The organism is Pseudomonas syringae (assembly GCF_000737245.1).
In the GTDB taxonomy this organism is placed as follows: domain Bacteria; phylum Pseudomonadota; class Gammaproteobacteria; order Pseudomonadales; family Pseudomonadaceae; genus Aquipseudomonas; species Aquipseudomonas syringae_J.
Map to the genome: position 1 here is coordinate 22,615 of NZ_JPQU01000027.1, position 12,761 is coordinate 35,375.

General features: G+C 58.0%; 7 protein-coding genes. 4 read left to right on the plus strand and 3 right to left on the minus strand.

What is annotated here, in order from left to right; translation table 11 throughout:
* The first annotated feature begins 41 nt into the window (after positions 1–41).
* Positions 42–572, plus strand: coding sequence for an MgtC/SapB family protein (locus tag IV01_RS16035; RefSeq protein WP_032627703.1), 531 nt, complete (start codon positions 42–44; stop codon positions 570–572).
* Positions 573–586: 14 nt separating this feature from the next.
* Here IV01_RS16035 and IV01_RS0124865 read toward each other — a convergent pair whose 3' ends face one another.
* Positions 587–787, minus strand: coding sequence for a hypothetical protein (locus IV01_RS0124865; protein ID WP_050507422.1), 201 nt, complete (start codon positions 785–787; stop codon positions 587–589).
* Between the two features lie 516 nt (positions 788–1,303).
* Between IV01_RS0124865 and IV01_RS16030 the strand changes: the two genes are divergently transcribed.
* From IV01_RS16030 to glgB, 3 genes are read left to right on the plus strand one after another with little or no spacing between them, the layout of a single operon-like run.
* A complete protein-coding gene (locus IV01_RS16030; protein ID WP_032627705.1) occupies positions 1,304–3,331 on the plus strand; it encodes an alpha-1,4-glucan--maltose-1-phosphate maltosyltransferase in 2,028 nt (675 codons plus the stop codon).
* A 16-nt stretch (positions 3,332–3,347) separates the two neighbouring features.
* A complete protein-coding gene (gene treS, locus IV01_RS16025; protein ID WP_032627706.1) occupies positions 3,348–6,671 on the plus strand; it encodes a maltose alpha-D-glucosyltransferase in 3,324 nt (1,107 codons plus the stop codon).
* Positions 6,671–8,905, plus strand: a complete 2,235-nt coding sequence (glgB, locus tag IV01_RS16020) for a 1,4-alpha-glucan branching protein GlgB (protein WP_032627708.1) — start codon at positions 6,671–6,673, stop codon at positions 8,903–8,905. The genes treS and glgB overlap by 1 nt, the downstream gene beginning before the upstream one ends.
* A gap of 190 nt (positions 8,906–9,095) precedes the next feature.
* On the opposite strand, the gene IV01_RS16015 is transcribed toward glgB, so the two are convergent.
* Complete coding sequence (locus IV01_RS16015; RefSeq protein WP_050507403.1) at positions 9,096–11,678, minus strand: autotransporter outer membrane beta-barrel domain-containing protein; 2,583 nt, start codon at positions 11,676–11,678, stop codon at positions 9,096–9,098.
* Between the two features lie 225 nt (positions 11,679–11,903).
* Entirely contained in the window at positions 11,904–12,662 is a 759-nt protein-coding gene (locus tag IV01_RS16010) for an endonuclease/exonuclease/phosphatase family protein (protein ID WP_032627771.1), read from the minus strand.
* Between the last annotated feature and the right edge of the window lie 99 nt (positions 12,663–12,761).

A 12,761-nucleotide genomic window follows, 5' to 3' on the forward strand; every position in this document is an offset into this window, starting at 1 on the left:
GTCGAACCCAGACTCTGCAGTCATTTCACGAAGGAGCAATGATGAGTCCATGGTGGGAAGAAGTCTGGGAAACATTGCAGTCGGAATTTTCCGATATCACCGATGCATCACAACTCACCCGTGTGACGGTAAGGCTGGTTCTGGCTGCCGTCTTGGGTGCAATTCTCGGTTTTGAACGGGAGCAAAAAGGCAAAGCGGCAGGGGTGCGGACTCACATGCTGGTAGCCATGGGGGCGGCCTTGTTCGTGCTGACGCCGCGAATGGCCGGCGCCGACGACGCTGCACTCAGTCGGGTCATTCAAGGCATCGTAGCGGGTATCGGTTTTCTCGGCGCTGGCACCATCCTCAAAGACCGGGCGCGTCACACTGACCAGGTCAAAGGCCTGACCACCTCGGCAGGCTTGTGGATGACCGCCGCAATTGGCATTGCGGCGGGGATGGGGCGCGAAGCCACGGCTGTGCTAAGCACCGTGCTGGCTTTGGGGATTCTCAGTCTGATGCCGCTGATTGTCGGCAAGCTGGATCCGCCTGAAGACAACGAGAACAAGAAGGACGGTTCGGAAAAACCGTGAAAGCCCTTCAAGGCTCAGGCGGGCAGATCCCGGCCTTGTTCATGTTTTAGCTCATCGCCCAGGATAGCGGGAGGCTCCTGTGACGGTGGATCACCCTGAGGGGGCGGAATCACCGGCGGCATGGTCGGTGGCGGGTCCTCATCAGGCTTGGGCACTGGTAGCGCGGGATCATCAATCATCGGATCGGGCGTTTCTGCGGGGATTGGAATACTCATCAGCTTCACCTCGTTCAGTGGGTTGCTGAGGATTTTGACTTGGTTCGCTGTTGAATAATTCAAATCATCGCCGTGGCTAGGTGACGAGATGACTGGCGCCAGACGCTGCTGGTCCTCAGCCTCGTCGAGAAATGACGATTCCTAGGCATCAACAGGCATATCAGCCCTATCCCTGTAGGAGCCGAGCTTGCTCGCGATAAACGAAGGCGCGGTATATCTGCAATACCGAGTCGCCCATATCGCGGGCAAGTACCGCTCCCACAGATTTGGTATTGCGGTACTGATTCTGCTTTTTCGCTGCCAACTGCCACTAACCCTGACCTATGCTGCGAGAGCACAAAACCTCTTTGAACTTTTCACCCGCGCCACTGCTCGGAAACCAGTAGGCCGGATTTACCGTGTGGACGGGATACGGTCGCACCATTTTGTCAGGCAGCGGGCTTTCGATGGCTGCCCAACATCAATCAATGCATGGATTGCACAGGAGCGTCCCTGGGGCGTGAGGAGTGATGCTCGATGAATACTGTTGATCAGCCATACGGCCCGGATTCCCTGGCCAGTGAAGTTCCACACCCGACTCAGCCTTTAACCTTGACCCAAGCCTTGCAGCTGCCGCGTATCGTGATCGAAGACACCACGCCGGTGATCGATAACGGTTTGTTCGCAGCCAAGGCAATAGTCGGTCAGCCCGTGACCGTGACCAGCAAGGTGTTCGCCGACGGACACGACAAGATGGCCGTACAGGTCCGCTGGCGCGCAGCCGACGAACAACACTGGCACACCGCTCCATTGCAGGAGTTGGGTAACGACAGCTGGATTGGCGAGTTCACGCCGGACAGCGTCAGCCGTTATGTGTTCCAGCTCGAAGCCTGGATCGATCAGTTCGGCAGCTATCGCTATGAATTGGAGAAAAAGTTCGGTGCGGGCGTGTCCATCGAGCTGGAATTGACCGAGGGCCGCATCCACCTGGAGCATGCGGCCGCGCGAAGCCATGGTGAGCTGAAGCAGCAGATTGAGCAGGTACTTGGCGAACTGGAGCGTGCCGAAGGTGAGGGCAAGGTCGAAATTTTGCTGAACAGCGAAACGTCGGGCTTGATGAGCCAGGCAGACAATCATGCATTTTTGAGCAGCAGCATTGAATTCCCGCTGGATGTGGAGCGTGAGCTGGCCCAGTTTGCCAGCTGGTACGAGCTGTTTCCGCGCTCGATCACCGACGATGCCAAGCGCCATGGCACTTTCAACGACGTGCATAACCGCTTGCCGATGATTCGGGACATGGGCTTCGACGTCCTGTATTTTCCGCCGATTCACCCCATTGGTCGTGCTCACCGTAAAGGGCCGAACAATTCTCTGACGGCAGGCCCGGATGACGTCGGTAGCCCATATGCCATTGGCAGCGAGCATGGCGGTCACGAAGCCATTCACCCGGAACTGGGTAGTCGGGAAGATTTTCGCGACCTGGTGGCCGCAGCCGCCGAGCATGGACTGGAAATCGCCCTGGACTTTGCCATCCAGTGCTCCCAGGATCACCCGTGGCTCAAGCAGCACCCGGGCTGGTTCTCATGGCGCCCGGACGGCACCATCCGCTATGCGGAGAACCCTCCGAAGAAATATCAGGACATCGTTAACGTCGACTTCTACGCCCCTGATGCCATTCCGAGCCTCTGGCTGGAGTTGCGCGACGTCGTGCTGGGCTGGGTCGAAGAGGGTGTAAAGATCTTCCGCGTCGATAATCCGCACACCAAGCCATTGCCGTTCTGGCAGTGGATGATTGCCGATATCCGCAGCCAATACCCGGAAGTGATGTTCCTTGCTGAAGCGTTTACCAAGCCTGCAATGATGGCGCGTCTGGGCAAGGTCGGTTACTCCCAGAGCTACACCTACTTCACCTGGCGCAATACCAAGGCTGAATTGTCGGAATATTTCGCTCAGCTCAATGAGACCCCATGGCGCGATTGCTACCGGCCGAATTTCTTCGTCAATACGCCGGACATCAATCCGCACTTCCTGCATGACTCCGGCCGTGCCGGCTTTCTGATTCGTGCCGCGCTGGCCACCATGGGTTCTGGATTGTGGGGCATGTATTCGGGCTTCGAGCTCTGCGAGTCGGCTCCGGTGCTGGGTAAGGAAGAGTATCTGGACTCCGAAAAGTACGAGATCCGCCCGCGCGACTTCACCGCTCCCGGCAACATCATTGCCGAGATCGCCCAGCTCAATCGAATTCGACGGCAGAATCCGGCCCTGCAGACTCACCTGGGCCTGAAGCTCTATACCGCGTGGAACGACAACATTCTGTATTTCGGTAAGCGCAGTGCCGACGGCAGCAACTTCATTCTGGTCGCCGTCAGCCTTGACCCGTTCAATCCTCAGGAAGCGGGCTTCGAGCTGCCATTGTGGGAAATGGGCTTGCCAGACGATGCGGCAACAACTGGTGAAGATTTGATGACCGGGCACCGCTGGACCTGGTACGGCAAAAATCAGTTCATGCGCATTGACCCGTCGTACCAGCCTTTTGGCATCTGGCGTATCCAGTCCACGATCTAGCAGCAGGGCACGAACCATGGCGAAGAAACCCAAGAGCGCGGCTTTCATCAAGGACCCGCTCTGGTACAAGGATGCGGTGATTTATCAGGTTCACGTAAAGTCGTTTTTCGATTCCAACAACGACGGTATCGGCGACTTTCCTGGCCTGATCTCCAAGCTTGACTACATTGCGGAGCTGGGCGTCAACACCATCTGGCTGTTGCCGTTCTACCCGTCGCCCCGGCGCGACGATGGCTATGACATTGCCGACTATCGCGGGGTCCACAGCGACTACGGCACCATGGCTGACGCCAAGAAGTTCATTGCCGAGGCCCACAAACGCGGCCTGCGGGTTATCACCGAACTGGTCATCAACCACACTTCGGACCAACACCCGTGGTTCCAGAAAGCGCGGGCGGCGAAGAAGGGCTCCAAGGCCCGCGACTTCTACGTCTGGTCGGACACTGACCATAAGTACGACGGCACGCGGATCATTTTCCTCGATACCGAGAAGTCCAACTGGACGTGGGACCCGGTGGCAGAGCAGTACTTCTGGCATCGCTTCTATTCCCACCAGCCGGATCTGAACTTCGATAACCCGCAGGTGATGGAGGCGGTGCTTGAAGTGATGCGCTACTGGCTGGACATGGGCATCGATGGCCTGCGTCTGGATGCGATTCCGTACTTGATTGAACGCGATGGCACCAATAACGAAAACCTGCCCGAAACCCACGCGGTGCTGAAGAAGATCCGCGCGGAAATCGATGCTAATTACCCGGACCGCATGCTGCTGGCCGAGGCCAATCAATGGCCAGAGGACACTCAGCTGTACTTCGGCGATACCAAAGGCAAGGACGGCGATGAATGCCACATGGCGTTTCACTTCCCCTTGATGCCGCGCATGTACATGGCATTGGCCCAGGAAGATCGTTTTCCGATCACTGACATCTTGCGCCAGACCCCGGAAATACCGGAGAACTGTCAGTGGGCGATTTTCCTGCGCAACCACGATGAGCTGACGCTTGAGATGGTCACCGATCGCGAGCGCGATTACCTGTGGAATTACTATGCGGCAGACCGCCGCGCCCGGATCAACCTGGGCATTCGTCGTCGTCTGGCCCCTCTGGTCGAACGCGACCGGCGTCGTGTCGAACTGCTCAACAGCATGCTGTTGTCGATGCCAGGTACACCGACCCTGTATTACGGCGATGAAATCGGCATGGGTGACAACATTTACCTTGGTGACCGCGACGGGGTTCGCACCCCGATGCAGTGGTCCATCGACCGTAACGGTGGCTTCTCCCGCGCCGATCCGGCCAGCCTGGTGCTGCCGCCGATCATGGACCCGCTGTATGGCTTCCAGTCGGTTAACGTTGAAACCCAGAACAATGATCCGCATTCCCTGCTTAACTGGAACCGGCGCATGCTGGCCGTGCGCAAGCAGCAGAAGGCGTTCGGACGCGGCATATTGAAAATGCTATCGCCGAGCAATCGCCGGATTCTTGCCTACACCCGTGAATACACCGGGGCCGATGGCCACACAGAGATCATTCTCTGCGTAGCCAACGTCTCCAGCGCTTCGCAAGCTGCAGAGCTTGAGCTTTCCAACTATGCCGGAACGGTTCCGGTGGAAATGCTCGGTGGCAGCGCGTTCCCGCCCATAGGGCAGCTGAATTACCTGCTGACGTTGCCGCCTTATGGTTTTTATTGGTTCCTGCTGGCGTCGGAAAACCAAATGCCAAGTTGGCACGTGGAACCTGCCCAGAGCATGCCGGACTTCCCGACCATGGTCCTGAAAAAACGCCTCGAAGAACTCCTTGATGAACCGCTGCGCAGCACCATGGAACAAAACTCCCTGGCGGTTTACTTACCGAAACGTCGCTGGTTCGCGTCCAAGGATCAGGCTATCGACAAGGTTCACATCGCCTACGCAGTGCGCTTCGGTGACGCCGCACATCCGGTGCTGCTCAGCGAAATCGAAGTCACGACGGGCGACCAGAGCGCGCGCTATCAACTGCCGTTCGGGTTGCTGGCTGAAGATGACATCAGCAGCGCATTGCCTCAACAATTGGCGCTGGCGAGGGTTCGTCGTGGGCGTCAGGTGGGTCTGATCACTGATGCGTTCACCTTGGAGACCTTCATTCGTGCGGTGATTCATGGGATGCAGGTGCAAACGGTTCTGCCGAGCAGTGAAGGGGAGTTGCGCTTTGAGCACACTGCGCTGCTAGAGCCATTGGCCCTGAGCAATGAGTCAGAAGTGCGCTACCTGTCCGCCGAGCAGTCCAACAGTTCGGTAGTGGTAGGCGGCAGTCTGGTGCTGAAAATGCTGCGTCGGGTCAGCCCGGGGATTCACCCGGAGCTGGAAATGGGCGCGTTCCTGACTGACGCCGGTTATCAGCATATTTCGCCTCTGCTGGGATCAGTAGTTCGGGTCGGTAACGATGGCGAGCACAACCTGCTGATGATTGCCCAAGGTTATCTGAGCAATCAGGGCGATGCCTGGGAATGGACCCAGAACAACCTGGAACGCGCCGTGCGGGATGAGATGTCCCACGGCGTCTCCGGCCAGGAGCAGCATTACAACGCCTTGCTGGAACTCGCGGATTTCGCCGCCAACCTTGGCAAACGTCTTGGCGAAATGCATCAGGTGTTGGCGGCGTCTACCGACAATCCGGATTTTGCCGTAGAAGTCACCAGCGCCAAGGACAGCCTGGCGTCCGGCAAAAGTGTGGCCGAGCAAATGGAATACGCGCTGCAATTGCTGGAGCAGAACAAAGCTTCGCTGGAGCCCGTTGACCAGAAACTGGTCAATGATCTGTTGGCCAATCGCAAGAAGGTTCTGGCTCACGTGCAGGCACTGGCCAAGCGTTCGGTGGGTGGGCTGCGTATTCGAGTCCATGGTGACTTGCACCTCGGTCAGGTGCTGGTCGTCAAGGGCGATGCCTATCTGATCGACTTCGAGGGCGAGCCGGCTCGCTCGGTTCAGGAGCGTCGCGCGAAGTACAGCCCCTTCAAGGATGTCAGCGGTGTGCTGCGCTCTTTCGACTACGCTGCGGCCATGGCCGTGCGCAGTGCGCAGAGCGTGGACTCCTCGCCGGAGGCCAGCGCTGCACGGCGGCTGGTTGCTGATACCTATTTAAGCCAGGCTCGCGAAGCATTTATTGAAAGTTATCGTTCGGTCACGGTCGAAATCCCACATGCCTGGAAAGACGCCAAGGGTGAAAGCGCTGCGCTTGAATTATTCACCCTGGAAAAAACCGCTTACGAAGTAGTCTACGAAGCCAGAAACCGCCCGAGCTGGTTAGCCGTGCCGTTGCAAGGGTTGCGTGGACTGCTGAACCTGTCTGATGGAGAGTCTTGATGAATGCGCCTGACAAAACCGGTGCGGGCCCACGTTTGATGCCCGCCACTGTAGACATGGATGCATTGATCCGTGCCGAACACCATGATCCGTTTTCTATCCTGGGCCCCCATGGCGACGGTGCCAACGGCCAGATCATCCGTGCGTATCTGCCCAACGCGTTGAGTGTCACTGTGTTGGCCCGCGATGGCGGTCACGAATTGGGCCCGCTGGAAATGAGTGAAGTACCCGGTTTCTTCGTCGGCCGCTTCCCTGAAGTGCAGCCGTACCTACTGAAGATCAATTGGGCGGGCGGCGAGCAGATCACCGAAGATCCTTACAGCTTCGGCCCGCTACTCGGCGAAATGGACTTATATCTGTTCGCTGAAGGCAATCACCGGGACTTGAGCAGTTGCCTGGGTGCTCAGTTGAAAAGCGTCGATGGCGTTGATGGCGTGCGGTTTTCCGTGTGGGCACCCAATGCCCGCCGGGTTTCTGTGGTCGGCGGCTTCAACAACTGGGACGGTCGCCGTCACCCAATGCGCCTGCGCCACCCGACTGGAGTGTGGGAAGTTTTCGTTCCGCGCTTGCAGGCTGGCGAACTGTACAAGTTCGAAATCCTTGGCGCTCATGGCATCCTGCCACTGAAATCCGACCCGATGGCGCTGGCGACGACCATGCCGCCAGACACCGCGTCGAAAGTTGCCGGTCCGTTGCAATTCGACTGGCAGGATGATGAGTGGCTGCAATCCCGTGCCGAGCGTCACAGCGCCAGTGCACCGCTATCGATCTACGAGTTGCATGCAGGCTCCTGGCAGATGGAGCAGAACGAAGATGGCACTCAATGGCGGCAGTACAACTGGCGCGAATTGGGTGACCGGCTGATTCCGTACATCAAGGAATTGGGTTTCACTCACATCGAGCTGATGCCGATCATGGAGCACCCGTTTGGGGGCTCATGGGGCTACCAGTTGCTGGCGCAGTTTGCGCCGACGGCACGCTACGGTTCGCCGGAGGATTTCGCAGCGTTCGTCAATGCCTGTCACCAGGCTGAAATTGGCGTGATCCTCGATTGGGTGCCCGCGCACTTTCCTACCGATACCCACGGCCTGGCGCAGTTCGATGGCACGGCGTTGTATGAGTACGCCAACCCCCAGGAAGGTTTCCATCAGGATTGGGACACGCTGATCTACAACCTGGGTCGCACTGAAGTTCACGGGTTCATGCTGGCCTCCGGTCTGCACTGGCTCAAGCATTTCCACATTGATGGTCTGCGGGTGGATGCGGTGGCGTCAATGCTGTACCGCGACTACTCCCGTAAAGCCGGCGAGTGGGTGCCGAATCGTTTCGGTGGTCGCGAGAACCTGGAAGCGATCGAATTCCTGCGCCATCTCAATGACGTTGTCGCTCTGGAAGTGCCTGGCGCGCTGGTCATTGCTGAAGAGTCCACGGCTTGGCCTGGGGTCAGCCAGAGCACCCAACAGGGTGGTTTGGGCTTCTCTTACAAATGGAACATGGGCTGGATGCATGACACGTTGCATTACATGCAGCAGGACCCTATCCATCGCGCCCATCACCACAGCGAACTGAGTTTCGGGCTGATGTACGCCTGGTCCGAGAAATTCATCCTGCCGATTTCCCATGATGAAGTAGTGCATGGCAAGCATTCGCTGATCGACAAGATGCCCGGCGATCGCTGGCAGAAGTTTGCCAACTTGCGTGCTTACCTGACGTTCATGTGGACCCATCCCGGCAAGAAGTTGCTGTTCATGGGCTGCGAGTTTGGTCAGTGGCGCGAGTGGAACCATGACGAGCAACTGGACTGGTACTTGCTGCAATACGCTGAGCACATCGGCGTCAAGAAGCTGGTCAGTGATCTGAACCGGATCTACCGCGAAGAAAAGGCCTTGCATGAACGCGATACCGAGCCCATGGGTTTTCAGTGGGTGATTGGCGATGACGCAGCCAACAGCGTGTTTGCGTATATGCGCTGGAGCAAGGAAGGAGAGCCGCTACTGGTGGTCGCCAACCTGACGCCGGTGCCGCGGGAAGGTTACCGAGTGGGCGTGCCGTACGGCGGCAACTGGGTGGAATTGCTCAACAGCGACGCTGAAATGTACGCCGGTTCAAACCTTGGCAATGGCGGCGGCGTGCATGCCGACGAAATCAAGAGCCACGGTATGCCGGTGTCTCTGGCGCTGAATCTGCCGCCGTTGGCCGTGCTGATTCTCAAGCCGAAGGCTAGCGAGGGTTGATACCTAGGGTTTTCGAGGTGGTGTGATTAACGCGCCACCTCGAAATTGTGGGAGCAAGCTCGCTTGCGAAAGCAATAAGCCAGGCTATGCAATTGCGATGTTTGTACTGGCCTCTTCGCGAGCAAGCTCGCTCCCACACATCTGGCGCTAGCCTTTCAAACCTGCAATTGAAGCTGCCGAAACCTGCGTTTTACCAACTCATCCGCACACCCAGATTGCCAACCACGCCCTCCAGATCATTGTCGTCCAGGTTGCTGCTGTAGTCGGCACTGACATAGACACTCACGTTCTTCGAAACTTTGGCTACCAAACCTAAGCCCAGATCAGCAGTGGTCGAGCGATGCTCGGTCTTGATGCTCTGCGTGTGATTGAAGGTGACGGTGTCCGAGCCCCCGAAACTGCGCCACACATTGGCCCTGACATAAGGTTCGAGTGGCATGCCCCGCGCTATGTAGCGCCCCTTCAGACGCGCCCCAAGACGGCCTGTGTTCCACGCCTGGGAGTCAAAAGAGACTGCGGAGATACCATCGTTCTGGCTATCCAGGTTGATGTGCTGGTTGATGAGTTGCGCTTGAGGTTCTACCACCCAATTGGTCGAAACCTGAACAGGATAGCCAGCCTCCACAGAAACCGTAACAGCATGTCCTTCGGTATCGATCCGTACGCCCCGGTCCGAACGGCTATAGCCATCCAGTCGTGTGCCCATGGCCACAGCGTCGAAATACCAACCCATCGGGTCCGTCAGCGTCCAATACAGCCCGACGCTATCACCTTCAAGTTTCAGCTTGCCGGTACGTCTGTCCTTGAAGCCCTCGGCGAAGCCATCGACATGGCCGTCCAGACGGCTGTGACCAACAAACAGGCCAAGCCGCTGGTTCTGGCCTGATTGGAGCTGTGAGGCATAGAGATCGTGCCCGACTTGATAGCCCTTGAGCGAGGCATCCAGGCTCGGGGCGACGGTGCCGGACCAACTGCGTTTGAAATCATTGCCGAACACCCTGGCCCAGCCTGCGGGAGCCCAACCGTTTTCGGTCAGTAAACTCTGCTCACCCTGACGATCGTGAAAAGTCCCCAGGGAGAGAAGTGCCAAGGTCGAAGCGGCCGGCGCCACGACCGCATAGTTGGGCACCTCCAACCGGTACAGAGGGATGGGTGCCGCCCCGCGTACGGGCGCGGGTAAAGGCGGGGTTCCGATGGCGGGCACGGGGGCCACAGCAGCCGGTTGTACGGCTACCGGGGCTGACGGAACCCCAGGCGCAATGGGCGCAACGGGCGGTGCGGGTTCCTCAGGTGCGCCAGGCTCCACTGGTGGGACAGGCTCGGCAGGAGCCTCGGGGATGGCCAGGGCTGCCGGCTGAGAGAGTACCGTCGAGCGCAGAAACCAGCTGTTTTCCGACCCTGCAGTTGCCCCGCCTTTGAACAGGTAGTACTCATAAGCGCCGATGGACAACGAATTGCCTTGGGAAAATGCCGTGTCGGCGCTGACTGCGCCATTGACCGCCTGGACTACTTCGATTCCGTTCAATTGCGTCGCGGCACCCAGGCCGCCGAGGTTTCTGACATTGACTTGCGTCGTCCCGGATAGCGCACCTTGAGAGACCACCAGCTTATCGCTGGGTGATGAGTCGTCGCCCAATACGGACTGCAATAACAGGCGCGCATTGTTGCCGACATAGTTGCCCTGAACGGTCAGGGTATCGCTGGTGCTGTTGCCGGCGGTGAGATCCAGCGTTCCGGCATTGTTCAGCGTGACTGACTCGCCGCTGGTAAAAGGCCTGACAGCGCCTGCCGTCGATGTCACCGTGCTGCTGGGATCTATATTGAAGACTCCGGTGCTACTGGCGGTATCGCCCAGAACCAGATTCCCCGCCGCAAGATCCATGCGCGAGCCATTGTTAAGGTTTAAGGTTTCCCAATTGGCGTAGCGGCCGGGCAGGGCAGTGCTGACGGTGTTTAAGGTCAGCTGGTCAATCCCGGCTCCGCCATCAAGCAGTGGATTGGGCCCAAGAATCGCTTCATCAAGGTTGCTCAATGTCGCGGTGTCATCGCCGTCAGCCATTAAAATTTGGCTACGCAGGGTGCCGCCGTTCAACCAATTGAAGCTGTCGTTGCCAAAGCTGGTGCGAATTTCGCCCACCACTTCGCCGCCACTCACACTGACACTGTCGTCCCCACCGCTGACGCTGATGAAGCCGCCAATCCGACCCGCTGACAAGATGATGGTGTCCTTGCCAAAGCCCGTCACCAGGTTGCCCACAATCGTGCCGCCGGACATGTCGAACAGATTATCGTCGAGTTTCATGTCCACCCGGCCGATGGTGCCGCCGGTCATTCGGGCACTGTCACCGTCTTCGAATGCATTGCTGATGGTGCCGCCGCTCATTAGGAACGTGTCCAGGCCGTCACCTTGTGCCAGGGCGCGGAGGCTGCCGCCGGACATCACAAAATCATCGCGGCCAGACCCCTGATTGACGTCGCCAGCCACTGTGCCAGCGGTGATGGTAAAGCTGTCGAGCCCGTCGTTGAGATTGAAGCTGCCTGTAACATTGCCCGAGTTCATGTCGACCCGGTCATTGCCTGCACCGTAGGTCACGCTGCCAAGTATCGACCCGGTGCCGTTGGCGGGAAAGTGCAGAACATTATCGCCCGTTGTACGCACGACCGAAGCACTGCTGCCACTGTCGCAAACCTGTACGGCACCGGCCGGGGAGGAGTTTGGGTCGCAGGCTGCGTGGGTCTGAGTACAGATAAATCCCACAGCAAAGAAGGCCATTATTGTTTTCACGAGCGAATCTCCCTGAAGCGGGGTCAGGAAGGCTCTCCGACGGGGCGGGTTGTGCCAGATGACCGCGCGATAACCGAAGGGCTGATTAATCAGTCACTTCGGTTTCCCTGTTGCATCAACAACTAACGATACAAGTGAAGGTTCAAGTCAGTACGACGTCAAGAACTTGACCGACCGATGGGCAGGTGATCGATTTTTAATAAGCAGTCGCGATTACAAATGCACTTCAACCGCCAAAGGCAAGTGATCTGAGAGGTGTGTCCACGGTTTATTGCCCAGAATTCGCGGCTCATGACTGGTGGCATTGCGCAGATAAACCCGATCCAGCCTTAGCATCGGGAAGCGGGCAGGGTAGGTCTTGGCCAGTAGACCGTGATGCCGCTCGAAGGCTTCATGCAAGTATTCACACCGGGCAAGACGGGTATTGCCGCGAAGCTGCCAGTCATTGAAATCCCCGGCGATGATTACCGGCGCGTGGCTGGGCAGGGAGTCCAGGAGTTTGCACAGCAAGTCCAATTGCAACTGGCGATGGCTTTCCAACAGGCTCAAATGCACGCAAATCGCGTGGACTTCGTCATGCCCCGGTACCTGCAGAACACAGTGCAGCAGACCGCGTCGCTCAGGGCCAGTAATTGAAATATCCAGATTACGGTGGTGCAGAATCGGGTACTTGGAGAGCAACGCGTTGCCATGGTGCCCGTCCGGGTAGACCGCATTGCGGCCATAAGCGAAGTCACTCCACATGCTGTCGGCAAGGAACTCATAGTGCGGGGTGTCCGGCCAGTCATGGTGACGTGATGCATGTCGGTCATGGCTGCCTTGGACCTCTTGCAGAAAAACCAGATCAGCGCTGGTGGCACGTACGGCTTCGCGCAGTTCCGGCAGGATGAAGCGCCGGTTCAATGCCGTGAAGCCTTTGTGCGTATTGACCGTCAGGACTCGCAGACGATGAATGTCCGGCAGATCTGTCATATCCACTACATCGGCGTTGGAGCCAGCGGGGTGAGCAGGCACGTACATTCTCCTTCACAGGGTATGTACGTCGGACTGACACCGGCAATGGCAGTTCAT

What these genes read in the sequence shown, in the direction of transcription:
- IV01_RS0124865 (WP_050507422.1), bottom strand. Translation starts at nt 787, where the DNA reads ATGAGTATTCCAATCCCCGCAGAAACGCCCGATCCGATGATTGATGAT.
- IV01_RS16035 (WP_032627703.1), top strand. Translation starts at nt 42, where the DNA reads ATGAGTCCATGGTGGGAAGAAGTCTGGGAAACATTGCAGTCGGAATTT.
- IV01_RS16015 (WP_050507403.1), bottom strand. Translation starts at nt 11,678, where the DNA reads ATGGCCTTCTTTGCTGTGGGATTTATCTGTACTCAGACCCACGCAGCC.
- IV01_RS16030 (WP_032627705.1), top strand. Translation starts at nt 1,304, where the DNA reads ATGAATACTGTTGATCAGCCATACGGCCCGGATTCCCTGGCCAGTGAA.
- IV01_RS16010 (WP_032627771.1), bottom strand. Translation starts at nt 12,662, where the DNA reads ATGACAGATCTGCCGGACATTCATCGTCTGCGAGTCCTGACGGTCAAT.
- glgB (WP_032627708.1), top strand. Translation starts at nt 6,671, where the DNA reads ATGAATGCGCCTGACAAAACCGGTGCGGGCCCACGTTTGATGCCCGCC.
- treS (WP_032627706.1), top strand. Translation starts at nt 3,348, where the DNA reads ATGGCGAAGAAACCCAAGAGCGCGGCTTTCATCAAGGACCCGCTCTGG.